The sequence below is a fragment of the Gluconobacter sp. OJB genome (assembly GCF_039638275.1).
Taxonomy (GTDB): domain Bacteria; phylum Pseudomonadota; class Alphaproteobacteria; order Acetobacterales; family Acetobacteraceae; genus Gluconobacter; species Gluconobacter cerevisiae.
On record NZ_JBDIWH010000001.1, the window covers coordinates 1758567 to 1782569 of the forward strand.

A 24003-nucleotide genomic window follows, 5' to 3' on the forward strand; every position below is an offset into this window, starting at 1 on the left:
CGCGTCTTTGACGGGCCATGATGGTCACGGGAGCACAAACGCAGCATGGCCGGTGTCGTTGAAAAATGAAACAGGGGCTGGCGCTCTCTTTTTCGTAATATCTGTCCGGTTTTTTTGTAATTTCAGAGCGGTTTTCGGGACTTTTCCGCAGAAAACTGCGTTCAGACCCGCTGCTACCCCTTGACCCTTGCGTCCAATTCCGCCAAGCCGTCCCCTCCCTGAATGCCACAGACCGCCTGCCAAGGCACACTGTGGCCCTTCTCACCACTCATTCCCTGCGAGGTCCCTGAGTGCGCAATCACGGCGATTTCCTTTTCACATCCGAGTCCGTTTCCGAAGGCCATCCCGACAAGGTGGCGGACCGCATTTCCGATACCGTTCTGGACGCCTATCTTCAGGCCGATCCGGAAGCGCGTGTTGCCTGTGAGACGCTGGTCACCACCAACCGCGTCGTCCTGGCCGGTGAAGTCCGCGGCCCCAAAGAGGTCGAGGACACGCTGATCGACCGCGCCCGTGAAGCCATCAAGGACATCGGCTACGACCAGGAAGGTTTCTCCTGGAAGAAAGCCGAGATCACTTCCTACCTGCACGCACAGTCCGCCGACATCGCACAGGGCGTCGACAGTGTTGGTGACAAGGACGAAGGTGCTGGCGATCAGGGCATCATGTTCGGCTACGCCACGCGCGAGACCGAACACCTGATGCCTGCGCCGCTGTTCTATGCGCAGACGATCCTCGAGCGCATCCGCGACTACCGCAAGAGCGGCGACGCCCGTGGTGTTGGCCTTCTGCCGGACGCCAAGAGCCAGGTGACGCTGCGTTATGTCGACGGTAAGCCCGTTGGCGTCACGTCCGTCGTGATTTCCACGCAGCATGTCGAAGGCATGAGCCAGCACACGATCCGCGAGACGCTGCGCGACGTGGTCAATGGCATCCTCCCCGAAGGCTGGAACTGCCCGGAAGACGAGTTCTATGTGAACCCGACCGGCAATTTCGTCATCGGCGGACCGGACGGCGATGCAGGCCTCACGGGCCGCAAGATCATCGTCGACACCTATGGTGGCGCAGCCCCGCATGGTGGCGGCGCGTTCTCCGGCAAGGACCCCACGAAGGTGGACCGTTCGGCAGCCTATGCCGCGCGTTACCTCGCCAAGAACGTCGTGGCCGCCGGCCTGGCCGACCGCTGCACGATCCAGCTCAGCTACGCCATCGGCGTGTCCAAGCCACTCTCGGTCTATGTTGACCTCGATGGTACGGGCAAGGACGTGGACGAAGCCCGTCTGGGTGCGATCCTCAACGACGTTGTGGACCTCTCCCCGCGCGGCATCCGCAAGCATCTGCGCCTGAACCGTCCGATCTATGTTCCGACCTCCGCTTACGGCCATTTCGGCCGTGCGCCGGATCCGGTTCTGGACAACTTCACCTGGGAACAGACCGATCTGGTCACCACGCTGCGTGGCGCCCTCAACCGGTAATCTGGCAGAAAACCCCTGGTCGAGTCTCTCAAACCCCAGCCGGAGCGGCTTTACGGTCGCCAGCGCGGCCATCCGCTCCGGGCCCGGCAGCAGCACCTTCTTGAGAAGGCGCTGCCCCGGCTTTCCTTCACCTCACCGGAAAATCCCGCTGCGGGATTCTCCGATGCGGTCTCGCGCGTTTTTCTCGAAATCGGTTTCGGCGGTGGCGAACATGCCGTTGGCCAGTCCGAACTGAACCCGGATGTCGGCTATATCGCCTCCGAGGTCTTCGAGAACGGCCTGTGCTCCCTGCTCTCGCGCCTCGTGCCCGAAGGCGAGGAAGACACGGCTACGCCGCCTCCCCATTTCCGCATCTGGGCCGAAGATGCCCGCCTGCTGCTCAAGGACATGCCCGACGCATGCCTCGACCGGGCGTATCTGATGTTCCCGGACCCGTGGCCCAAGGCCCGGCACGCCAAGCGCCGCTTCGTGCATCCGGAAAACATCAAGCAGATGCACCGCGTCCTGAAACCCGGCGCCATCTGGCGCGTCGCCAGTGACCATCCCGTCTATCAGGAGTGGGTCACGGAGGTGATGGGCAAGCAGGACCTGTTTGATGCGCCGCCCCCGGCGAAGGAACGTCCCGAAGGCTGGTCACCCACACGCTATGAGGCCAAGGCCTTCCGCGAAGGGCGCGTGCCGTTCTACTGGACTTTCACGCGCCGCCCCTGAAACCCTTATCTCAGTTATTCAGCGAGTTTCCTGACATCATGACCCAGATCGAACGCGAAGAAATGGAATTCGATGTCGTGGTGGTCGGTGGCGGTCCCGCCGGTCTGTCCGCCGCGATCCGCCTGAAACAGCTGATGCCGGATGCGGGTGTCTGCTTGATCGAAAAAGGCAGCGAGATCGGTGCCCATATCGTTTCGGGCGCCGTCATCGAGCCGCGCACGCTTGATGAACTTCTGCCGAACTGGCGCGATCTGGACGCCCCGCTGCGGACGCAGGTGACGGAAGAGCGGATGCTGTTCCTGACCGAAACGCGCTCCTTCGCGGTTCCATATCTGGACCGCGTGATGCCGCAGATGGCCAATCACGGAAATTATGTCGTTTCGCTCGGCGAAGTCTGCCGCTGGCTTGGCGAGCAGGCCGAGGCTCTGGGCGTTGAGATCTATCCGGGCTTCTCGGGTGCGGAACTGTTCATCGAAAATGACCACGTCGCTGGCGTCATCACGGGCGACATGGGCATCGAACGCAACGGCGAGCATGGGCCGAACTTCACGCCCGGCATGATCCTGCGCGCCAAGCAGACCATCCTGACCGAAGGCGCGCGCGGCTCCCTCACAGGCCATGCCATGAAGCGTTTCGGCCTGCGCAAGGGCGTGGAGCCGCAGACCTATGGCCTCGGCATCAAGGAAGTCTGGGAAATTCCGGCGGAAAAGCACCGTCCCGGCCTCGTGCAGCACAGCTTTGGCTGGCCGCTCGACGATCACACCTATGGTGGCGCCTGGCTCTATCATTTCGGGGAAAATCTGGTCAGCTTCGGCTTCGTGACCGGCCTCGATTACGCCAACACCTATCTTTCGCCGTTCGAGGAAATGCAGCGCACCAAGCTGCACCCGGCCTTCCGGGAGCATTTCGAAGGCGGCAAGCGTCTGATTTACGGCGCACGTGCCCTGTCGGAAGGCGGATTCCAGTCCATTCCGCGTCTGACTTTCCCCGGCGGCGTGCTGGCTGGCGATTCGGCGGGCTTCCTGAACGTGCCCAAGATCAAGGGCACGCATACGGCCATGAAGTCCGGCATGATCGCGGCTGAAGCCGTGGCCGAGGCTCTGGAAAAGGACAAGAAGGAAGCCGCCAGCATGACGGCGCGCGTCCAGCAGTCCTGGCTGTGGTCCGAACTGCGCGACGTCCGCAACATCCGCCCGGCCTTCGCCAAATGGGGCATGAAGCTCGGCGCGCTCTATTCCGGGATCGACAGCATGATCCTGCGGGGCCGTGCGCCCTGGACGCTGCGTCACCCGCACGCCGATAACGAGACGCTGCGTCCGGCCTCGGTATGCACGAAAATCGACTATCCCAAGCCAGACGGAAAGATCACTTTCGATCGCGTCAGTTCGGTCTTCCTGAGCAGCACGAATCACGAGGAGAACCAGCCGGTTCACCTCAAACTCCGCAACGAGACCGTCTGGCAGACCGTCAATCACGACGTGTTCGATTCGCCGGAGAGCCGCTACTGCCCGGCCGGTGTGTATGAACAGGAACAGACGGGCGAAAACGCCTGGCAGCTCCGGATCAACGCCCAGAACTGCGTGCACTGCAAAACCTGCGACATCAAGGACCCGACGCAGAATATCGACTGGTGCACGCCCGAAGGTGGCGGCGGTCCGAATTATCCGGTCGGGATGTAATTTTCTTCCTGCAAAAGGGCACCGCCAGAGCGGAATGTGACTTTTCCGGTCAATCCCGCTACGGTGGCGCCCGTTTTTGTGGCGGCGACAGCAGCGAAAGATGACGATGAAAGTTCTGGTCCCAGTCAAACGGGTGGTCGATTACAACGTCAAGGTACGTGTAGCGGCCGATGGCAGCGGTGTCGAAACGCAGGGCGTGAAAATGTCCATGAATCCGTTCGACGAAATCGCAGTCGAAGAAGCAGTGCGCCTGCGTGAAAAAGGTGCGGCCAAGGAAGTCGTGGTCGTGACCGTCGGCGCACAGGCTGCGCAGGATGTGCTGCGTACGGCCATGGCGATGGGCGCGGACCGCGCCATCCTCGTCCGCACGGACGACACGCTTGAGCCGCGCGCCGTGGCCAACGTGCTCAAAGCAATCGCCACGCGCGAAGAGGCTGGCCTGATCTGCATGGGCAAGCAGGCGATCGACGACGACATGAATGCTACGGGCCAGATTCTGGCCGCGAAGCTCGGCTGGCCGCAGGGCACATTCGCCAGCGCTGTGACGGTTGCCGATGGCCGGATCGAAGTCGCCCGCGAAATCGACGGCGGCACGGAAGTCGTGTCCCTCACGCTCCCGGCTGTGGTAACGGCGGATCTGCGCCTCAACGAGCCGCGCTATGCGTCCCTGCCGAACATCATGAAGGCCCGCAAGAAGCCGCTTGAGACGGTCGAGATCGACAGTCTCGGCGTCGATACGGCGTCGCGCCTGACGGTAGTCTCGGTGGCCGAACCCGCCGAGCGCAAGGAAGGCGTGAAGGTAAACAGCGCGGCCGAACTGGTCGAAAAGCTCAAGACAGAAGCGAAGGTGATCTGATGACCGCTCTTGTTCTGGTTGAAGTCGAAAACGGCGCGGTCCGTCAGGCTTCCCGTTCGGCTGTTGCCGCCGCCTCCCGCTTCGGTGCGGTCGATGCCATCGTGTTCGGAGACGGCGCCCAGGCCGCTGCTGCCCTGCCGGGTGTGACGCGCGTTCTCAGCGTGCCGGGTCTGGTCAACGATCTGGCCGAGCCCGCCGCCGATCTGCTGGCCGCCCGTGCGAAGGACTACAGCCATATCGTGGCCGCTGCCTCCGCCACCGGCAAGAACATCCTGCCGCGTCTGGCGGGCCTACTGGACGTGCAGCCTATCCCCGACGTGGTTGAGATCAAGGACGCCGATACGTTCGTGCGCCCGATCTATGCCGGTAACGCGCTGGCAACGGTTCGCTCCGCCGACAGCATCAAGGTGCTGACGATCCGTGGCTCCAATTTCGATCCGGTTGCTGCCGAAGGTGGGGCCGCCACGGTTGAGACAATCGAAGCTCCGGCCAGCGAGAAGTCTGTTTTCGTGAAGGTCGAGCTTTCGGCCTCCGATCGTCCGGAACTGGAATCTGCCCGCGTGGTGATTTCCGGCGGCAAAGGCCTGAAGGACGCTGCAAACTTCAAGCTGCTCGAACCCATTGCCGACAAGCTGAACGCCGCCATCGGCGCCTCGCGTGCGGCCGTGGATTCCGGTTTTGCTCCGAACGAAATGCAGGTTGGCCAGACTGGCAAGATCGTGGCGCCGGAACTCTACATCGCCGTCGGCCTGTCCGGTGCGATCCAGCATCTGGCTGGCATGAAGGATAGCCGCGTTATCGTGGCCATCAACACCGATCCGGAAGCGCCGATTTTCAAGGTCGCCGATTACGGCATCGTGGGTGATCTGTTCGAGGTCCTCCCGGCGCTCGAAAAAGCGCTGTAAGGCACTGTTCGCCTGAAACGACAAAAAAGGGGCGCCCCATGACGGGAAGCCCCTTTTTTCATGACGGGACCTGACGCAGGTTTAACTGGCTCTTCGCGCCCCATGAGGCACTCTGTCGGGCACGGAGACCCTCATCATGACCCTGCGCAAGTTCATCCGCGACATCCTGCCCTGCCTGCCCGTCCTTCTGGGCTTCCTGACCATTCACAGTGCTCTCGCCGCCGCTTACATCGTGCCTTCGGCATCCATGGAGCCGACGCTGCGGATCGGCGACCAGATCGGCGTCATTGTCCCGTCCTACGGTCTCAGTACGGCCAATCTGCCGTTCGGGACGTTGCTGAAGCCCTATTCCGAAACGGGCACCCGCCTGTTCGGGCATCTGCCCCATCGCGGCGATGTGGTCGTGTTCCGCGCACCCGCCAACCTGCATCAGACCTGGATCAAGCGCGTGATCGGTCTGCCAGGCGATACGGTGGCTCTGGTGCATGGTCGGGTCATCCTGAACGGAACGGTGCTTCCATGGAAAGACATGGGGCCAACCCGCGAAGAAAGCCGAAAGAACGTCTGGCGTGCGGCAGAACGCTATCAAGAAACCCTGCCGGGAAACATCCACCACGATATTCTCAAAATGTCGCAGGACGGAGACCTAGACAACATTGCCCCCTTCGCCATTCCCGCCAACCATCTGTTCGTTATGGGCGACAACCGGGATAACTCCGCCGACTCGCGGGTCAGCGTAGCGGACGGCGGCGTCGGGCTTCTTCCCGTCTGGAACCTTCAGGGACAGGCCCGCGCCGTCCTGTGGTCATGGCGGGATATCGGCAGAACGGCGCTCGTTCTCTGATTTTTCGCCCTAACCCTCTTGCAGGAAAGCATTAACCCCTGTAGGAGAAGCGCCGTCGGCCGGAGTGTAGCTCAGCCTGGTAGAGCACTGTGTTCGGGACGCAGGGGCCGGAGGTTCGAATCCTCTCACTCCGACCAGCCGATAATTTTTCCAGAAATCGCTAAAACCGTTTCAGGCCCACAGGCCAGAGCATTTCTGCGCCAGAATTTTGCTCCTGACGCTCAAAACCTATAACGCAAAAAAAATGCCCTCCCCCTTTCGGGAGAGGGCAAAACGGCTTCAGGAACGCTTGTCAAACGCCGAAGAAGTCGGCCAGACGCCCTGAGCAAAAACCTGCCCGTAAGCATGGACTTCCGTCAGATAGGTCCGCTCACCTTCGAGGACGATCTTCACGGTCGGGGCAAGGGTGCCACCGATGCGATAGGTCGCCGGGCTCTCCGGATCAGCCGAACCGGGCTGCGGCAGGGTGTCGATGAAAGACTGCACGTAACCGGCAGGATCGACGAAGTGAGAGTAGGTTTCGTACGGCGCGGAGGACGGGTTGCCGAGCACCAGACCCGAACCGTTCAGCGGCGCGTACGGACCGAAAATGCCGTCCCGCGAGACAAAACCATACACACCATCCGGACCGATGCTGTTGCCGGTGAAGGTGGAATGGTGGGAGATCGTGAACAGATAGGTCAGACCGTCCTGGAACACGACATGGGGACGCTCCGTCTGGTCATTGACACCAAGCGCCGTGACGAGAGCCGGAAGCATTTCCCATTTGGAGAAGTCGCCCTGCGTGGCGTCCGACTTCAGACGGGCGATGCCGATGGCCGCAGCGCCATACTGGGCATTGGCCGGAACCGTCGTGGCAGGCGGAACTGCGCCCATTTCGTCGGAACCAATGGTAAAGTTCCCACGCATGCCCGGAACATTGCCTTCAAACAGGGCATAGATGTGGTTGTCGCCGGGATTGCGGAAAATATGCGGATCGCGGAAATCCCAGTACTGGTCCTCGACGATGTTGGCATAATGCACGCCATCGGCTTCGAACATGTCCGTGCAGACATCGAAACCCTCGAACCACACGCCATTTGCGTCGGCAAGGACACGGCCTGTCGTGTAGGACGGAACGGACTGCGGCGGCGTCTGATTGACCGAGGTGTAGAACAGGTCGATCGTGTTGGCGCTGTTCTCGCGCATGACGGCACAGCCGGACCATTCCCAACTGCGGGAATTCGCGCCTTCCTTGATGACACGACCGCCGAACTTCCAGTCTGCGCCATTACCGGTACGGCTATAATAATAACCGATATAGGAAAAATCGTTACGGCGGTGCCAGCCCTCGGCCGTATCGCCCGTGGCGGCGCGATCGGCGACGAGGGCGAACATGATGTACCAGCCCTTGAAAGTCACGGTTTTGCCGTGGATGTCACGCAGCAGCCAGGTGTCCCACTGCCAGACATCGGAATCGATGACGGGGAATGCATAATCGATGACCGGCATGGTCGTGGTCGGATCATCGGTACGGATCTTCATCGCATCAGCGATCGTCCAGCGTGAACCCGACTGGACTGCGCTCTGCTTGCTGGAAACAGCGTTCATGAATTTTCCTGTAACTGAAAAAGAAAAGAACCAGACGCACGCCAGCATCCGAGACCCTGTTTCAGGTCCAGATGCTGGAGAAACGTCTGAATAAGGAGATCAAATCCGATACTGAGCCGTAATGTTCCAAACAGAAAAACAAGTATTTTTTCTAAAATGCTCAACAAAAAAGGCTGCTTCTTGTGGAAGCAGCCTTTTCAAAATTCTTTGACCTGAAATTGTGTTTTGAACCATTGATTAATTACGCTTAATGGCTCAGTGCCACAGTTATAGGAAAAAGCTGCGCGCGATGCAAGCAGAAAATTTCTATTTGCTTTTGCAGGCTCCGGTTCACAAAAAAACCCACCCGTCACCGGGTGGGTTTCTAAACGGATCAGAAAGTCGCAGGGCTCAGCGGCGCTGAAAACCAGCCAGAGCAGAGCGCGAAAGCTCTTCCAGAAGATCAATCGCAGCTTTCGAATCGTTCAGACAGGGCACAAGAGCAAACTCCTCTCCTCCCGCTTCCATGAACTCTTCCCGAAGTTCGTTCCCGATTTCATCCAGCGTTTCGATGCAGTCCGTCATGAAGCCGGGCATGATCACGGCAATCTTCGTGACCCCCTGCGCCGGAAGAGCCTTCACAAAAGGCGCCGTGTAAGGCTGGATCCATTCAAGCGGCCCGAAACGGGACTGGAATGTCAGAGGCATCTGCTCCTCGCTCAACCCAAGAGCAACGCGCAGCCCGGCAATCGTCCGCTCGCATTCGTCGCGGTACGTATCGCCCTTTTCGATGCAGGTTTTGGGAAGACCATGAAACGACGCGACGATCTGCTGCGGTTTGAAAGGGAGTTCTGCCAGCCTGTCCTGAACAGAGGTTTCAAGCGCACGTATAAAAGCAGGGTGATCCGGAAAGGATGGAACTGTCAGGACAGCAGGCTGGCGTCGCAGACGCATGAGCGCACGGAAAAGCTGGTCATTGGCCGTTGCGGTCGTGGTCGCGGAATACTGCGGATAAAGCGCGATGCTGACGATCCGGTCACATCCCTGATCCATCAGGCTTTCCAGCGCCTTTGCAACAGAAGGACGGCCGTAGCGCATGCCCCATTCCACTGGCACGCCATCAGCCTTCAGCCGTTCAGCCAGCCCTTCGGCCTGCCTGCGGGTATAGACCCGCAACGGTGAGGCGTTTTCTTCCTTATGCCAGATCCGCGCGTAGTTCGCGCCGCTGGCGAAAGGACGTTTTGTCAGGATGATGCCCTGAAGAATGGGCTGCCAGATCAGAGGAGGACTCTCAATGACGCGACGGTCAGAGAGAAACTCGCTGAGATATCTTCTGACTGAGAAATAGCCTGTATCGTCAGGCGTACCCAGATTGATCAGAAGAACACCCGTCCTGCCTTCGGGCGGAGGGGTAATGCGTGGGGTTTTATGTAAGAAAGCCATGGTGCCCTCTACTGTGGAACCGGGCACGCACTTAGGAAAGAGGGAAAACGTCTGAAGATACGCGCCCCTTGCGGGACGCTATCGTCGGTGCCGTACTTTCGCATAGGAAACATCCGGTTTCCGCGTCCCTTGCAGGATAGTATAGGCACACACCGCAACAGCGACAGCCATAGGACCAACATACGGCAGAAGAGTATTCGTCAGAGCCATACTTGCCTCCTTTGAGCCTTTGGAAAAGATTTTCCGGTAAGCTCAATTCAGAGATTGAGCACATCTCTTCCGCATTTCAAGAAAAAAATCGGAATTCTTCAAAAAACATTCAAAAAAATGAAATATTCTCTTTTTTCCAATACCTTAGGTGAATACGACTCTGCGTCACCTTGGCAGCCACAGGCAACCATCCCATCTCAGAGCGGTTACAGATACATCATCCGTTTTGAATTAAGGATTTTCAGACATGGCTACACAGGACCCCGTCATTTACGTTGTGGCTGACGGAGAAAAAGCCCGTTTCCTGCGCCTTGAAGGATCGCAGCTCCGCACGATCGAAACCTTCGACCTGCACAAAGGCTCCAGTGCGGAAAAGGACGTCTCGTCCATCAAGGCTCCACACGAAAACCCACGTGATCAGCTCAAGGTGCACTTCACCCGCGATCTGGCAGCCCATATCAACAAGGCCGCACAGGACCCCAATGTGGAAGGCATCCTGCTTGTCGCTCCGCCGCAGGCTTCGCACGAAATCCGCGAACATCTCGACAAGCCGACCACGAAGAAGCTCTTCAAGACGCTCGTCAAAGATCTGGTCAACACACCGGATCACGACCTGCTGAAGCATCTCGATCGCCCGGAAACAGGCTGGTCCGAACTCGCTTCCGTCTGATTTTGGTCAGATCAAGGGGAGGGCCATCCAACGGTCTTCCCCGCCACGCAGGGTTGCCTCACTCCGGTTGTCTCAGGCCAGGATGAGGGCAGCCCTCGCAGGCAGCGCACGGCCAGAAGCCCGAAACATTGCGCTTCCAGAGCATCGCCATCCCATCCTAAAATATCCACCGAGGCTACGTTCCCAAGCCGCCGGTTCAGCCCATCCATCAGAACCGGATTGTGACGCCCGCCTCCTGCGACAAACCACATTCCCGGTCGCACCGGAAACGCTGTTCGGGCAACGGATTCAACCGTAAAAGCCGCCAGAGTCGCGGCACCGTCTTCCGCAGACAGATCCCGCACCAGCGCCATGGCTTCGGGATGAAAACTCAGCCTGTCGAGTGATTTGGGCATAGAGCGCGCAAAATACGGCATCGCCAGAAGCGCTTCCAGAACATCCTGACAGACCATTCCCGCAGCCGCCAGTGTGCCACCGAAATCACAAGGCTGGCCCGTATGCTGGAGCGCCCAGTCATCCAGAAGCGCGTTTCCGGGTCCGGTATCGCAGGCCCATACGCCCCGCTGCCCGTCCGAATCCTTCGGTCCCAGAAGCGTCACGTTGGCGACACCCCCAATATTGAGAACCGCCACGGGACGCTGTTCCTGCTGAAGCAAAGCGGCGTGAAACACCGGTACGAGCGGCGCGCCTTCCCCGCCATTTTCCAGATCCCGCGTCCGGAAATCATGCACGACCGGTACGTTGCACCGCTCTTGGAGGAGTCGGGCATCCCCGATCTGCCAGCTTCGACCCAGTTCGGGCTGATGCAGGATGGTCTGACCATGAAACCCGATCACCGCAGGCTCCAGATCCGGTGCCTGCTCCCGCAACAGACGCACCGCCTCCACATGCTGCACCGTCAGGTCCCGGGCGAGCGCCAGAACTTCGGGATCATCCGACGCCAAACCTGCTGCACGATCCAGCAGAGCCCGCGTTTTGGCCCGGAGTTCCGGGCTGTAGGGCAGCGTCAAAGACGGCCCGGTACGCCCGATTCGCACACCATCCGTTTCGATCAGAGCGGCATCGACCCCGTCCAGAGACGTCCCGCTCATCAGTCCAAGCGCCCAGACCATTCCGGTCGCGCCCGCATTGACCGCAGCGTTCAAAGCCCGGCAAGCGCCAAATGCAGATTGCCCTGACACCGCTCCAGAAGCGGCTCGATCTCCGCCAGATCTACCCCGTGCCGCAGAAGCACGGCCCGTTTTGTGTTTCTTTGCACGAGCTTCAGAGCCTCACGCGCCTCTTCAGCTGTTCCTCCGGCCAGTTCCATGACCATGCGTTCCGCGCGCACCTGAAGCTTGTCGTTGCTGATGCGCATATCCACCATGCGCCCACGATAGACATGCCCCAGACGCGTCATCAGCGCGGTGGAAAACAGGTTCAGCGTCACTTTCTGCGCTGTCCCGGCGGCCATGCGCGTTGAGCCCGCGAGAACTTCAGCCCCCGTCGGAATGCAGATCCCGAACTCCGCTTCCTTCAGCAAGCGCGACTCCGGGTTGCCACTCACGCCGATCGTCAGGGCTCCGAATTCCCGTCCGAGTTGAACAACCGCACAAGTGTAAGGCGTGTTGCCGCTGGCCGCGACGCCGATCACCACGTCCTGCGCAGTCGGGTGATAATCCATCAGATCAAGCCGCGCCTGATCCTCCCGGTCCTCTGCACCTTCCGCGGCCTGGGTCGTCGCCCCGGCGCCACCCGCCAGCAGCAGAACCAGCTTTTCGGGCGCGACCCCAAAGGTCGGCGTCAATTCCACGCCGTCCTGCAAGCCGATGCGACCGGATGTCCCGGCCCCCGCATAGACCAGCCGCCCGCCGGCCTGAAGCCGAGGCACAGCCGCCTCAACGGCGCGCTCGATGGACGGCAATGCCTCAACAACCCGATCCAGAGCCGCCTTCTGCGACGTCAGCAGTCGGCCCAGAAGAGCATCGAGCGGCAGGCGTTCGATATCCTCATTGACCGCAAGAACCGTTTCCGTACGGGACGCCGTCATTCGGCCTCGTCTTCGTCCGGAATTTCGTTGCGACGGAAAAGCTGCCCGTCCTTCAAAAGCCCCTGCTCCACGATGCTTTCCGCAATCTGAACCGCATTGAGCGCCGCGCCCTTACGTAGATTGTCGGACACGCACCACAGCGCCAGACCGTTCTCGACCGACGGATCAATCCGCAGACGCGATACATACGTCGCATCCTCGCCCACACAATCGATCGGCGTGACGTAGCCGCCATCTTCGCGCTCGTCCCGCAGGATCACACCCGGCGCCTTGCGCAGCGCCTCGCGTGCCTTCTTCAGATCAACCGGCTTTTCGCACTCGATGCTGATGGCTTCAGAATGCCCAATGAACACCGGAACGCGCACGCAGGTCGCCAGAACCTTGATGTCCGGGTCCATGATCTTGCGGGTTTCGACGGCCATCTTCCATTCTTCCTTGGTCGCACCGTCGTCCATGAAACGGTCGATATGGGGAATGACGTTGAAGGCAATCTGCTTGGTGAACTGAGCAACCGTCGGCGGGTCGTTGACGAAGGTGCCCTTGGTCTGGGCGAACAGCTCGTCCATCCCGTCCTTGCCCGCGCCCGAAACGGCCTGATAGGTCGAGACCACGATCCGCTTGATGCGGAACAGGTCATGCAGTGGCTTGAGTGCCACGAGCATCTGTGCGGTGGAGCAGTTCGGGTTGGCGATGATGCCCCGGCTGGCCTTGCCGATGGCGGCGGCGTTCACTTCCGGCACGATCAGCGGGATGCCCGGCTCCATGCGGAAATGGGACGTGTTATCGATCACGACGCATCCGGCAGCCGCAGCCTTGGGCGCATAAACGGCCGAAACCGAACCGCCCGGCGAGAACAGCGCGATATCCCAGCCTTTGAAATCGAACGTCTCGAGATTCTGAACCTTCAGGACCGTCTTGTCCCCGAAGGAAATCTCACGTCCCGTGGAACGCGGAGACGCAAGAGCCACGACCTCATCGACCGGAAACTCCCGCTCCGCCAGAATTCGCAGCAGTTCACGCCCGACCGCACCCGTAGCGCCAACAACCGCAACCCGATAACCCATGATCTTTTCCCGTTCCCTGAAAATCAGCCCGAAAAGGGCAGACGCTTCAAAAGCGCCGACAGACGGTGCCGCCGCAGTTCGTAGCGAGCCTTGCGCCCCGTCGCCATATAGTTGAGCTGGATCGCATATCGCGTTCCGACAAACTGCCGGTGCCCGTGCCAGGTGGCCGGACCGTTCGGGAACACCAGAAGCGTCCCCTCTGCGGGCGTCACCTCGACGTCGAAATCCTCGACATCATCAGGCCCGCTCAGCAGTCGCAGACAGCCATCGCGTGAGGCCCAGTCCTCGCCGCGCGGATTGAGATACAGCAGGATCGTGACCAGCTTGGCCTCCGAATCCCGATGGATCCGCCCGTCCTTTTCCCGCGTGCGTCCGCGCACCGTCAGCATGGTCGGCGCCTCCGCCAGATCCAGCCCGAATTTCTCCGCCACCAGCGCCTTGAGCTTCGGCCCCTGCAACTCCGCAATCATGCCCGCAACACGCGGCGTCAGCTTCAGGGCTTCCGGCGGAAAGGAGCCGCCGGACTTCATATCCGGCAGATCGGAGACAACCGCCTTGAGGTCATCATTGCCAATGAAATGCGGCACCACCACATGCGGAAACGGTTTTTCCGCCACGGGCATGCGCTCGAACGCATCATAATCAAGGGAAATCCTGCTCATGGCGCGGAAGGCTAGACGCGGCCCACGTCTGCGACAAGGCCTATTCCACACATGTGAGACCTGCCTTTTACGAAAGAATATTACCCCCGCAGCGGCTTATGCACTCTCACCATCCGGCTCGTCGCCAGATAGCGGACATATCCTGCCCCCAGACGGTTCGCACCCCCCGTACACACATGCGGTCCCGGCAGGGACGAGACCCGCCCATCCCAGACGGTATGAAGCAGGCGCGGATCTGTCCGGCATTCCAGCGTCCGGTGATCCACCCCGGATTGTCCGACATCATCCGCCAGAACGGAACGCGCGGACAGATCGTCCCGACGCGGCTCCTGCGCTCCCGCTGATGCACCCGTCAGCACAAGACCACTTCCCGTCAGAACTGCAAGAAACAGCAGAGCACGCATCAGCGAAACTCCCATCCCAACAAGGCCGGCTCAGGACCGGTCAGTCACCAAGACGACTCTCGGGCATTAAAAGTTGCGGCAACTTTGTGGCAGAAGGAACAGATTTTTCCCACATTTCCCAAGTAAGGCGCTGATTTCGCTGTCCTGACCATTATATTTCCTATATAAAACATGGTGTTGAAGGCTGCGAGGGGCGCGTTTCATGGATCACCCAGAGGGTGCGGGCTTGCAACGGGCAGATCGGGTGGATTTCGACCCTCGCGTGCGGCTGGAATTTCGCGGCACGCAGCTCAGTTCCGACGGCGGCCTTCTGGTGATGCGCGAGCTTGATGACGCGCTCGGGTTGTCCGATTTGGCGTCAGCGGCGCTGCGCGATACTCGCTCTGGCAAGAACACGGTCCATCGGCTCGACGGCCTGTTCCGGCAATCAGTCTTTGGGCGGCTGGCCGGATACGAGGATGTCAACGACGCCAACCGTCTCGCCTGCGATCCGGTCATGCGCCAAGTTGTCGGCGGCAGAGCGGTCGATGCACAAGCGGCCTCGGCATCGCAGATGGGACGGTTCGAGACCGAGACGCTGGCTCTGGCCGGGAACCGTGCCGCGCTGGCCGACCTGAACGGGCAATGGATCGACCGGTTCCATGACCGTAACGGGCTGAAGTACATCGTTCTGGACATGGACAGCTCGGTCAGCCCGACCCATGGCGACCAGGAAGGGTCCGCCTGGAATGGCCATTTCGACTGTAGCTGCTATCACCCCAACTTTCTGTTCAACCAGTTCGGGATGCTGGAACGCTGCGCCCTGCGCCATGGCAACGTCCACAGCGCCGATGGCTGGCGTGATGTTCTCGACCCCGTCATTGCGCGCTACGCGGAGCGCGACCTTGGTGGCAGGTTCTTCCGGGCCGATGCTGCCTACGCGATCCCGGCGATCTATGAGCGATTGGAAGAAGCGCGGTTCTTCTACGCCATCCGGCTGCCCGCAAACGCGGTCCTCAAGGACAAGATCGCGCATCGGCTAACGCGCCCTGTCGGGCGGCCGTCACTGACCAAGGTCAAGCGGTTCTTCGAGGAATTCGAGTATCAGGCGGCGTCCTGGGACAAGGAACGCCGGGTGATCGCCAAGATCGAATGGCATCCGGGCGAACTGTTCCCGCGTGTCGGCTTCATCGTCACCAACCTGCCGATGGAGCCGGACTGGGTGGTGCGGTTCTACAACCAGCGCGGCACCGCCGAGCAGCACATCAAAGAGGGCAAATACGCCTTTCGCTGGACGCGGCTGTCGTGCCGGAAGTTCCGCGACAATGAGGTGCGGCTGCAACTGCACGCCCTGGCGTACAACCTGGCCACCTTCTTGCGCTGCATCGAGCTGCCCGAGGCCATGGCCGACTGGTCGTTGACCAGCCTGCAACTGAAGCTGATCAAGATCGGGGCACGTGTGGTCCGTCACGCCCGCACCATCACCTTCCAGCTGGCCGAGGTCGCTGTCACCGGCACGATGGTACGCGCCATCCTCGCCGCTATCCGCCGATTGCGAGCGCCACCGCTATGCGCATGATCGCGATCCACGCTCAAACTGAACGAAAGCGGCTGGACAGATCTGTCCGCTGCGCTGAAAAACGCCGCCCCTGGGCAAGGAAACAGCGGCTTCGCGGTCTGATCCGTCCAGATCCAGCAGTCTGCGCGACCGCAGGTGCCGCTTGCGGCAGAAAATCCTTGTCTAGCGCTCGGATACAGGCGATCTTCACCTCAAACGCCACGCCACTTGGGGAATGCAGGTTTTTGCCTTCAAGCAGGTCGACCACTGAAATTTCCCAGGACTTTCCCCTTCCCAGCCCAAGGCACTGCCCCATGAATACCAGATCCCTCATTCTTCCCGAACTGCTTCCCCTCCTTGAAGAATTCCCGACCATCAATCTTTCCCCTGAAACACTGCCGGTCGGGCGCGAGGAACTGGAACAGGCTGCCGGTCAAGCCTTCCTTCAGGCCGAAGATTACCCAGTCACGCTCGAGCGTCTGTCCATTCCTGGCACGGACAACGCATCCCCGATCCGCCTCCTGAGCGTCCGGCCTCGCAAAGAAGCCACGACCCCGCGTCCGGCGCTTCTGCATATTCATGGCGGCGGCTATCTCTCGGGCCAGCCTGAGCTCACTACTCCCCAACTCTGCCAGTTCGCACAGGATCTGGACTGTGTCGTCTTCTCGCCGGACTACCGCCTTGCCCCCGAACATCCGTTTCCTGCGGGGATCGAGGACGCGTACACGACACTGTGCTGGATCACGCGGAACGCAGAAACCCTCGGGATCGACGCTTCCCGCATCGGCCTGACGGGAGAAAGCGCTGGCGGCGGCCTCGCAGCCGGACTGGCCCTTCTAACCCGCGACCGCGAAGGGCCGACGCTGCTGTTCCAGAACCTCATCTATCCCATGCTTGATGACCGCACGATCACGGGCCAGCCTGACGCCTCTCCCGTGGGGGGCGAGTTCGTGTGGACCCGCGTCAGCAACACCTTTGCGTGGACATGCCTCCTGAATCCCCTCGCTCCCGGCTCGGCGGACGTCTCGCCCTATGCCGCGCCCGCCCGCGCCACCGACCTGTCCGATCTGCCCTCGACCTATCTGTCCGTCGGCGCTCTGGACCTGTTTCTGGACGAAAACCTCGCCTACGCGCAGCGCCTGATCCATCAGGGCGTTTCAGTAGAACTGGAAATCGTGCCCGGCGCCTGCCATATCTTCGACCAGACAGACACCCCGGTCGCCACCCGCTCCATCGCACGCCGTATCGACGCCATGAAACGCGGATTCGGTCTCTGAAGAGTACGCGGCCAAAAGACAGACCCCGGTTCCCATCATGTCACAGGGGCCGGGGACACAGGAGAACGAGTTCATGGGCGACCATCGCGATGACCGGGACGCCATCAACGGCGAAAACACCGTCTATCTGGCGGAGCTGCACACACGCTGGCAGCATGACCCGTCATCCGTGGACACGGCTTTTGCCGCCCTGTTCGAAACCCTCGGCTCCGACCGCCTGCCCACAGACGCCGCCGAACAGACCGACGCCAGCGCCGAGAGCCTGAAATTCGCCTATCGCCTGCGTGGACATTCCATCGCAAAACTGGACCCACTCGGCCTGGCCCCCGTCCCCGACATTGCGGAACTGAACCCGCCCGGTGCGGATCGGGACCTGATCGCCCGCCTGGGCCGCGCCTATTGCGGCACCACAGCCGCCGAGTTCATGCATCTTCAGGACCCCGCCCAACGCCAGTGGTGGATCGACCGTCTTGAAAACCCTGTTCCCGGCCCGTCGCTGGACCAAAAGCGCCTCCTCCTCGCCCTCACCCGCGCCGAAGCCTTCGAGCAGTTCTGTCAGAAGCGCTTCATGGGCATGCGCCGTTTCGGCCTTGAAGGCGGTGAGAGCGTCATTGTCGCGCTGCGCACCCTCATCGACGCCGCCGCACAGGACGACGTACGTTCCGTTTCGCTCGGCATGCCCCATCGCGGCCGCCTGAACGTGATGGCCAACATCCTGCGCAAGCCGTTTGCCGCTATTTTCAGCGAGTTTGCGGGCGCCTCCTTCAAGCCCGACACCATTCAGGGCTCGGGCGATGTGAAATACCATCTCGGCACCGCCACAACACTCGAACATGCGGGCCACACCGTCCGCATCTCGCTCCTGCCCAACCCGTCGCATCTGGAAGCGGTGGACCCCGTTGTGCTGGGCCGTGTCCGCGCCGACCAGGATCGCGAAAAAGACCATGACCGCCAGCATCATCTGGGCATTCTCGTCCACGGCGACGCAGCCTTCGCCGGTCAGGGCGTCGTGTACGAAACCCTCAGCCTGTCCAAGCTGGAAGGCTACCGGACGGGCGGCACGGTCCACGTCATCATCAACAACCAGATCGGCTTCACCACCGTCCAGTCCGACGCCCATTCCGGCATCCACAATACCGACATCGCCAAATCCGTTCAGGCCCCGATCCTGCACGTCAATGGCGACGATCCGGAAGCCGTCTCCCGCTGTGCCTTTCTGGCGCATGAATGGCGCCGCACCTTCCAGTCCGACATCGTGCTGGACGTAGTCTGCTATCGCCGTCACGGCCATAACGAAGCCGACGAACCTGCCTTCACGCAGCCAGCGATGGTCCACGCCATCCAGTCCCGCGCCACGACACGCAGCCTCTACGCCCAACACCTGATCCGCACGGGCGTCATGACCGAGGCCGAAGTAGAGGAGATGTGGAACCACTTCCAGAACCGTCTGGAAGAACAGTTCGAGACCTCCAAGACCTATCACCCCGACGGCACAGACTGGCTGGACGGCCCCGAAGACCCGACACGCCTTCAGGACGAGCAGGATCGTATCCAGCCCATGACCGGTGTACCCCTCCGTCGCCTGCGGGATGTCGGAGACGCCATCGGGACAATTCCTGAAGGTCTGGCCGTCCACCCCCGTCTGGCCCGGCAGATCACAGCGCGCGGCAAGGCGGTGGCCGATGGCGGTCCGCTCGACTGGGCCACGGCGGAAGCCCTCGCTTTCGGCACCCTATCCATGGACGGCCACCCCGTGCGCCTGTCCGGACAGGACAGCCGTCGCGGCACGTTCAGCCAGCGTCACGCGGTATTATTCGATCAGGACACAGGCCGTGAAGACACGCCCCTGACCCATATCGCGCCCCATCAGGCCCCGCTGAACATCTGGAATTCGCCGCTTTCCGAATATGCCGTCCTCGGCTTCGAATACGGCTATTCCCTCGGCGATCCCGAAGCTCTGGTTCTGTGGGAGGCGCAGTTCGGCGATTTCACCAATGGCGCGCAGATCATTCTCGACCAATTCATCGCCTCAGGCGAAACCAAATGGCTGCGGACCTCCGGCCTGACCCTGCTTCTGCCGCATGGCTATGAAGGCGGCGGCCCGGAACATTCTTCAGCCCGCCCCGAGCGCATTCTTCAGCTCTGCGCCGAAAACAACATGCGCGTGTGCAACATCACGACACCCGCAAACTATTTCCACGCCCTGCGCCGCCAGATCGCGCGACGCTGCCGCAAACCGCTGGTCGTCTTCACGCCCAAATCCCTGCTCCGCAACAAGGACGCGGTGTCCATGCTGGACGAGATGGGCCCACACACCCGCTTTCAGCCCGTCATCGCGGACCCGGCCAAGGAAGAAGGCGCACATCGGGTCATTCTGTGCACTGGCAAGGTCTATTACGATCTGGTCGCCGAACGCGCGCGCCAAAACTGTGACGACGTCGCCATCATCCGCATGGAACAGCTCTATCCCTTCCCGCACCATGCACTCATGGAGCAGCTCGCCCGCCACCCGGACGCGGAACAGGTCGTGTGGTGTCAGGAAGAGCCCCTCAATAACGGGGCATGGATTTTCGTAGACCGTCGCATCGAACGCGCCCTGCGCGCCTGCGAGCATCGGGTGCAGCGCCCGGACTATGCAGGCCGCGACAGTGCCGCCTCGCCCGCAACCGGGCTACCGGGCGTTCATGCCGCCCAACAGGAAAAACTGGTTCAGGACGCCCTGTCCTGAACCATTCCGAACAGGAAAAACCTCAGGTCGGGCCGCCCTGATAGCCATAGCTGCTGCGGCCCGCGCCGACATTGCCATAACTGTCACCACGAAACTGCCGAGACCCCTGCCCGCCATAATCCGGCCCACACGCCGCCAGCGCCGCCAGAAGTCCAAGCGCTATCCCAATCCGAACTCGCGTCATCAGCATTTTCCTTGCGTATCAGCCTGTTGCGACATCATAGGCCGCAAAATCCCGACAGACCACCAGCGGATCGCGGTCGGACGTAGGGACATCTGCTCTTCTCAGGAAAAATGGTGAACCGGCTGGGACTCGAACCCAGGACCATTCGATTAAAAGTCGAATGCTCTACCAACTGAGCTACCGGTTCATCCGCACGCTGGCTACCCCACAACCCATAAGGGCGTCAACCTCACAACCGCGAAAAACAGGTCTGGCACCTCTCCAGACATGGTCTCTCCTCGCAAAAGAGGGTATGGGCGGACACGCTTCGTCTCTCAGCCCCGAAAGGAAGAAACAGATGCCCATCCAGATTCTTCCCGGCCTCACACTCGAAGACGACGAACTGAAAGTGACCTACATTCTGGCGTCAGGCCCCGGTGGTCAGAACGTCAACAAGGTGGCAACGGCCGCGCAGCTACGCTTCGACGCCGCGTGTTCTCCCGCCCTGCCAGACCGGATCAGAACCCGCCTGATCGAACTGGCGGGCAGCCGGGCCACACAAAACGGTGAAATCATCATCACCGCCCGGCGTTTCCGGACGCAGCAGCGCAACCGCGAAGACGCCATCGAGCGTCTGGCGGAACTGATCCGGAAAGCGGCTCATCGCCCAGCCTTCCGCGTCGCCACACGCCCCGGAAAAGCCGCCAAACAACGGCGTCTGGACGGGAAATCCCACCGGGCAGGCATCAAGCGTAACCGCACGGTGCGTCTGGACGACTGATCTCAACAGCCGGCACAGCTCTCCCAGAACAGAAGCGTTCACAGATTTCCTGTTCTGCACAACTCAATACGATACGATTAAGTAACATAAAAAAAACTACCGTTTGCTTTTTTGAGCAGAAAATAGCGAGGAAAAAATATCTTTCGCTGAACCAATCTCGGACGGAATTTAATTTTCCAAAAAATGACCACATAATTTTTTTGTTGCCTTATTGCAACATGAGGAAAATCTGTCGCTGAAATTATTTTTGCTACTTTATCGTAACGATTTTTTATCGTTACTCTTCCGAACCCCCCTCTGAACCCAAGGGCGGTGTCTTATGGAGGTAAAAAGAGTAATAATGAAATCCCGGCACCGCATCTCCCTGCTCGTGACAACAGCCTTTTCTGTCATGCCGTGTCTGTCCGCTTTCGCCGCGACGACGACTACTCATCCTGTCCGTCACCACAGCACCCGGACCGGCAGCAGCACGCACGCAACTGCACATCCCGCCAGCGCTCCAGTTGCGAAGACTGCGGCTGCCGCACCACGCAAGAAAAAGACCGACATCAACTTCGCGGGTGAAGCCGAAACGATCAACGTCACCACCGGCACCCACGCGACGAACCGCAAGGCCCGTGAAAGCACGTCACCCGTCACCGTGGTCTCTGCCGCGACGCTCCGACGCTCCGGTATGCTCAACCTCTCGGACGCCCTGACCCGGACCTATGCTTCCATCAACGTGGTGGCAATGGGCGCAGATTCCGCAGCTCTGACCTCTTCCATCCAGATGCGAGGTCTCGGCCCTAACGAAGTGCTGGTTCTGGTGGACGGCAAGCGCCGCCATAACACCGCAAACATCACAGCCGATGCTGGCCCGCAGTTCGGCTCCACCGGCGCCGACCTGAACACAATCCCCGCAAACGCCATCGATCATATCGAAGTGCTCGAAGACGGCGCGGCCGCAATGTATGGCTCGGATGCGATTGCCGGTGTGGTGAACATCATCACCAAAAAACAGGCCCACGGCATGCAGACCTCCGTGCAGACCGGCGCAAACGCCTATAACGGCGACGGCTGGCAGTATAAGGTCGGCGCTGATGGTGGCGTAAAATGGGGCAGCGACGGCTATCTGCATCTTAGCGGCGAGGTTTATCACTCGGATCACATGGTCGTCGGCGCGCATGATCATCGTCTGATCGGAAGTTGGCCCACCAACGCCACAACGACGGGATACTATAACGGTATCGTTCCGAACGCGATGAACGTACCGACCAATTCCAACAAGATCATGAGTACGCCGGAGGAAACCCGCGAAAGCCTCGCTATCGACTTCGGCAAGACCATTACCGAAGGCGTCAATTTCTACGGCCTGATCACCTATATGCATCGTCATGGCGAAGCGTATGAAAACTACCGCACACCCGTCATCGCGCCCACCATGTATCCGGCAGGCTTCTCCCCGCTCGAAACATCGGAAGAGAACGACTATGCGGCCACGCTGGGCCTCAAGGGCGACAACTTTCTGGGCTTCGACTGGGATCTGAGCACCACATACGGCGCTGACGGGAACAAAATCGGCAACAAGAACACCGTCAATACCGGTATGCTCGCCAGCACATGCTCCACGGTTCCGGGTTCGGCTTATTATTCCACCGATGGCTGCGGCTGGTCCCCCAATACGACCCGTGCCGAAACCTATCGCATGGCACAATGGACCAATAATCTGGACTTCCGCCGCCACTTCAATATTGCCAACGTCGTGCCCATGACGCTGGCCTTCGGTGGCGAACACCGTCTCGAAACCTATGAAATCAAGGCTGGCACCCCACCGTCCTATGAACTGGGCGGCACACAGGGATATGCCGGTCTTGGTCCCAACAGCGCCGGCAACTGGAGCCGTGATATCTGGGCTGCCTATGTCGATGGCGACTTCCATCCGCTCCCGCATTGGGATCTCGATTTCGCGGGCCGCTTCGAGCACTACACGGATGTCGGCAACACGGAAAACGGCAAGGTCTCGACCCGCTATGACGTGAGCAAACGCATCGCGATCCGTGGCACGATCAGCACCGGCTTCCGCGCGCCGACGCTGGCCGAACAGCACTATAGCGCCATGAACGTGGACCCGACCGGCGCCTCCGGCCTGCTGCCCGTCAACTCAACAGCTGCCCGTATTCTCGGCGCCAGCGCCCTGAAGCCGGAACGCTCCGTCAGCGCCAGTGGCGGCATTGTTCTGGAGCCCGTCAAGAACTTCCATGTCGAAACGGACGTCTATCAGATCAATCTGCGTGACCGCATCGTGGGCGGTGGTACCGTCAACGGTCAGCCAGCCGTCGATGCCATCGAAGCCATGGGATACTCCCTGCCCCTGAACAGCATTACGCTCGACAACGTCTCAGCCTACTACATGACCAATGGTGCCAGCACCCGCACGCAGGGCCTCGACATCAAGGCGGACTATACGTTCCGCTTCCATAATGCCGGCAACCTGAACCTCAGCATGGCACTGGACCTGAACCGGACGCGTCTGCACCACAACGCAACAGATACCAACGGCAATGCACTGCTGAACGCGCAAAACATCGGCTACATCACAACCGCCTATCCGCGCAGCAAGATCATCCTGAACGCGTTCTATACAGTCGGGAAATGGGACTTCAACGTCCGCCAGACCCGCTACGGCGAAACCACGTCCATGCTGACCTATTATGACTGGACGGACAAAACGCTCGGCTGCCCGAGCGGCGGCAAACTAGCCTATTCCAACAGCTGTTTTGCGCAGTTCAAAAACACGCCCCGCTGGCTGACCGATCTCGAAGTCGGGTACCGCTTCAACAGCCACTGGCATCTCGCGATTGGTGCGAATAACATCTTCAACGTCCGCCCCCGTCGTGTGCAACCCATTAACAGTTCCCGCGGCGCCCAGATCTACGATCAGTTCTCGCTACAGGTTCCCATCACCGGCGGCTACTATTACGGCCGTATCAACGCCAGCTTCTGAAATCCATTTTCAG

Annotated in this window: 20 protein-coding genes and 2 tRNA genes; 13 read left to right on the forward strand and 9 right to left on the reverse strand. The window is 60.5% G+C overall.

What is annotated here, in order from left to right:
• Positions 1-290: 290 nt before the first annotated feature.
• The 7 genes from metK (at position 291) to ABDK74_RS08155 (ending at position 6607) form a co-directional block, all read left to right on the forward strand.
• On the forward strand, positions 291-1475 hold the full coding sequence (gene metK, locus ABDK74_RS08125; protein ID WP_346003416.1) for a methionine adenosyltransferase: 1185 nt from the start codon (positions 291-293) through the stop codon (positions 1473-1475).
• A 15-nt stretch (positions 1476-1490) separates the two neighbouring features.
• Positions 1491-2186, forward strand: a complete 696-nt coding sequence (locus tag ABDK74_RS08130) for a tRNA (guanosine(46)-N(7))-methyltransferase TrmB (protein ID WP_194261330.1) — start codon at positions 1491-1493, stop codon at positions 2184-2186.
• Positions 2187-2224: 38 nt separating this feature from the next.
• A complete protein-coding gene (locus ABDK74_RS08135; protein WP_346003417.1) occupies positions 2225-3865 on the forward strand; it encodes an electron transfer flavoprotein-ubiquinone oxidoreductase in 1641 nt (546 codons plus the stop codon).
• 106 nt (positions 3866-3971) lie between these two features.
• Positions 3972-4721 carry an electron transfer flavoprotein subunit beta/FixA family protein gene (locus ABDK74_RS08140; protein WP_062031103.1) on the forward strand — a complete coding sequence of 250 codons (750 nt, stop codon included), beginning with the start codon at positions 3972-3974 and terminating at the stop codon, positions 4719-4721.
• Positions 4721-5626, forward strand: a complete 906-nt coding sequence (locus ABDK74_RS08145; protein WP_346003418.1) for an FAD-binding protein — start codon at positions 4721-4723, stop codon at positions 5624-5626. The genes ABDK74_RS08140 and ABDK74_RS08145 overlap by 1 nt, the downstream gene beginning before the upstream one ends.
• Positions 5627-5762: 136 nt before the next feature.
• On the forward strand, positions 5763-6470 hold the full coding sequence (lepB, locus tag ABDK74_RS08150; RefSeq protein ID WP_346003419.1) for a signal peptidase I: 708 nt from the start codon (positions 5763-5765) through the stop codon (positions 6468-6470).
• Between the two features lie 60 nt (positions 6471-6530).
• Positions 6531-6607: transfer RNA gene (locus tag ABDK74_RS08155), tRNA-Pro, on the forward strand.
• 142 nt (positions 6608-6749) lie between these two features.
• On the opposite strand, the gene ABDK74_RS08160 is transcribed toward ABDK74_RS08155, so the two are convergent.
• Complete coding sequence (locus ABDK74_RS08160) at positions 6750-8060, reverse strand: glycoside hydrolase family 68 protein (protein ID WP_346003420.1); 1311 nt, start codon at positions 8058-8060, stop codon at positions 6750-6752.
• Between the two features lie 390 nt (positions 8061-8450).
• Complete coding sequence (gene hemH / locus ABDK74_RS08165; protein WP_346003421.1) at positions 8451-9482, reverse strand: ferrochelatase; 1032 nt, start codon at positions 9480-9482, stop codon at positions 8451-8453.
• Between the two features lie 457 nt (positions 9483-9939).
• Between hemH and ABDK74_RS08170 the strand changes: the two genes are divergently transcribed.
• On the forward strand, positions 9940-10362 hold the full coding sequence (locus ABDK74_RS08170) for a host attachment protein (RefSeq protein WP_346003422.1): 423 nt from the start codon (positions 9940-9942) through the stop codon (positions 10360-10362).
• Positions 10363-10373: 11 nt separating this feature from the next.
• Here ABDK74_RS08170 and ABDK74_RS08175 read toward each other — a convergent pair whose 3' ends face one another.
• The 5 genes from ABDK74_RS08175 to ABDK74_RS08195 form a co-directional block, all read right to left on the reverse strand.
• Positions 10374-11474, reverse strand: coding sequence for an anhydro-N-acetylmuramic acid kinase (locus tag ABDK74_RS08175; RefSeq protein ID WP_346004190.1), 1101 nt, complete (start codon positions 11472-11474; stop codon positions 10374-10376).
• Between the two features lie 29 nt (positions 11475-11503).
• Positions 11504-12391, reverse strand: coding sequence for an N-acetylmuramic acid 6-phosphate etherase (locus ABDK74_RS08180; protein ID WP_346003423.1), 888 nt, complete (start codon positions 12389-12391; stop codon positions 11504-11506).
• Positions 12388-13455 carry an aspartate-semialdehyde dehydrogenase gene (locus ABDK74_RS08185; RefSeq protein ID WP_346003424.1) on the reverse strand — a complete coding sequence of 356 codons (1068 nt, stop codon included), beginning with the start codon at positions 13453-13455 and terminating at the stop codon, positions 12388-12390. Before ABDK74_RS08185 ends, ABDK74_RS08180 begins: the two co-directional genes overlap by 4 nt.
• Before the next feature lie 23 nt (positions 13456-13478).
• Positions 13479-14117, reverse strand: coding sequence for a 2OG-Fe(II) oxygenase (locus tag ABDK74_RS08190; protein ID WP_346003425.1), 639 nt, complete (start codon positions 14115-14117; stop codon positions 13479-13481).
• 80 nt (positions 14118-14197) lie between these two features.
• The gene (locus ABDK74_RS08195; RefSeq protein WP_346003426.1) at positions 14198-14521 is read right to left on the reverse strand and encodes a hypothetical protein; all 324 of its coding nucleotides are present in this window, start codon (positions 14519-14521) and stop codon (positions 14198-14200) included.
• A gap of 202 nt (positions 14522-14723) precedes the next feature.
• On the opposite strand from ABDK74_RS08195, the gene ABDK74_RS08200 reads away from it, so the two are divergent.
• The 3 genes from ABDK74_RS08200 to ABDK74_RS08210 all read left to right on the forward strand — a co-directional run bounded on the left by ABDK74_RS08200 (position 14724) and on the right by ABDK74_RS08210 (position 20063).
• Complete coding sequence (locus ABDK74_RS08200; protein WP_006473457.1) at positions 14724-16079, forward strand: IS1380-like element IS1247 family transposase; 1356 nt, start codon at positions 14724-14726, stop codon at positions 16077-16079.
• A gap of 293 nt (positions 16080-16372) precedes the next feature.
• On the forward strand, positions 16373-17335 hold the full coding sequence (locus ABDK74_RS08205; RefSeq protein ID WP_346003427.1) for an alpha/beta hydrolase: 963 nt from the start codon (positions 16373-16375) through the stop codon (positions 17333-17335).
• A 73-nt stretch (positions 17336-17408) separates the two neighbouring features.
• Positions 17409-20063 carry a 2-oxoglutarate dehydrogenase E1 component gene (locus ABDK74_RS08210; RefSeq protein WP_346003428.1) on the forward strand — a complete coding sequence of 885 codons (2655 nt, stop codon included), beginning with the start codon at positions 17409-17411 and terminating at the stop codon, positions 20061-20063.
• A 22-nt stretch (positions 20064-20085) separates the two neighbouring features.
• Here ABDK74_RS08210 and ABDK74_RS08215 read toward each other — a convergent pair whose 3' ends face one another.
• On the reverse strand, positions 20086-20247 hold the full coding sequence (locus tag ABDK74_RS08215; RefSeq protein WP_346003429.1) for a hypothetical protein: 162 nt from the start codon (positions 20245-20247) through the stop codon (positions 20086-20088).
• A 111-nt stretch (positions 20248-20358) separates the two neighbouring features.
• A tRNA-Lys gene (locus tag ABDK74_RS08220) sits at positions 20359-20434 on the reverse strand.
• Positions 20435-20584: 150 nt separating this feature from the next.
• Here ABDK74_RS08220 and arfB point away from each other — a divergent pair.
• Positions 20585-21007, forward strand: a complete 423-nt coding sequence (arfB, locus tag ABDK74_RS08225; protein WP_346003430.1) for an alternative ribosome rescue aminoacyl-tRNA hydrolase ArfB — start codon at positions 20585-20587, stop codon at positions 21005-21007.
• A gap of 340 nt (positions 21008-21347) precedes the next feature.
• Positions 21348-23990: a TonB-dependent receptor gene (locus ABDK74_RS08230; RefSeq protein WP_346003431.1), complete on the forward strand. Its 2643-nt coding sequence runs from the start codon at positions 21348-21350 to the stop codon at positions 23988-23990.
• The last annotated feature ends 13 nt before the right edge of the window (positions 23991-24003 follow it).

What these genes read in the sequence shown, in the direction of transcription:
- ABDK74_RS08135 (WP_346003417.1), top strand. Translation starts at nt 2,225, where the DNA reads ATGACCCAGATCGAACGCGAAGAAATGGAATTCGATGTCGTGGTGGTC.
- ABDK74_RS08140 (WP_062031103.1), top strand. Translation starts at nt 3,972, where the DNA reads ATGAAAGTTCTGGTCCCAGTCAAACGGGTGGTCGATTACAACGTCAAG.
- ABDK74_RS08145 (WP_346003418.1), top strand. Translation starts at nt 4,721, where the DNA reads ATGACCGCTCTTGTTCTGGTTGAAGTCGAAAACGGCGCGGTCCGTCAG.
- lepB (WP_346003419.1), top strand. Translation starts at nt 5,763, where the DNA reads ATGACCCTGCGCAAGTTCATCCGCGACATCCTGCCCTGCCTGCCCGTC.
- ABDK74_RS08160 (WP_346003420.1), bottom strand. Translation starts at nt 8,060, where the DNA reads ATGAACGCTGTTTCCAGCAAGCAGAGCGCAGTCCAGTCGGGTTCACGC.
- hemH (WP_346003421.1), bottom strand. Translation starts at nt 9,482, where the DNA reads ATGGCTTTCTTACATAAAACCCCACGCATTACCCCTCCGCCCGAAGGC.
- ABDK74_RS08170 (WP_346003422.1), top strand. Translation starts at nt 9,940, where the DNA reads ATGGCTACACAGGACCCCGTCATTTACGTTGTGGCTGACGGAGAAAAA.
- ABDK74_RS08175 (WP_346004190.1), bottom strand. Translation starts at nt 11,474, where the DNA reads ATGGTCTGGGCGCTTGGACTGATGAGCGGGACGTCTCTGGACGGGGTC.
- ABDK74_RS08180 (WP_346003423.1), bottom strand. Translation starts at nt 12,391, where the DNA reads ATGACGGCGTCCCGTACGGAAACGGTTCTTGCGGTCAATGAGGATATC.
- ABDK74_RS08185 (WP_346003424.1), bottom strand. Translation starts at nt 13,455, where the DNA reads ATGGGTTATCGGGTTGCGGTTGTTGGCGCTACGGGTGCGGTCGGGCGT.
- ABDK74_RS08190 (WP_346003425.1), bottom strand. Translation starts at nt 14,117, where the DNA reads ATGAGCAGGATTTCCCTTGATTATGATGCGTTCGAGCGCATGCCCGTG.
- ABDK74_RS08195 (WP_346003426.1), bottom strand. Translation starts at nt 14,521, where the DNA reads ATGCGTGCTCTGCTGTTTCTTGCAGTTCTGACGGGAAGTGGTCTTGTG.
- ABDK74_RS08200 (WP_006473457.1), top strand. Translation starts at nt 14,724, where the DNA reads ATGGATCACCCAGAGGGTGCGGGCTTGCAACGGGCAGATCGGGTGGAT.
- ABDK74_RS08205 (WP_346003427.1), top strand. Translation starts at nt 16,373, where the DNA reads ATGAATACCAGATCCCTCATTCTTCCCGAACTGCTTCCCCTCCTTGAA.
- ABDK74_RS08210 (WP_346003428.1), top strand. Translation starts at nt 17,409, where the DNA reads ATGGGCGACCATCGCGATGACCGGGACGCCATCAACGGCGAAAACACC.
- ABDK74_RS08215 (WP_346003429.1), bottom strand. Translation starts at nt 20,247, where the DNA reads ATGACGCGAGTTCGGATTGGGATAGCGCTTGGACTTCTGGCGGCGCTG.
- arfB (WP_346003430.1), top strand. Translation starts at nt 20,585, where the DNA reads ATGCCCATCCAGATTCTTCCCGGCCTCACACTCGAAGACGACGAACTG.
- ABDK74_RS08230 (WP_346003431.1), top strand. Translation starts at nt 21,348, where the DNA reads ATGAAATCCCGGCACCGCATCTCCCTGCTCGTGACAACAGCCTTTTCT.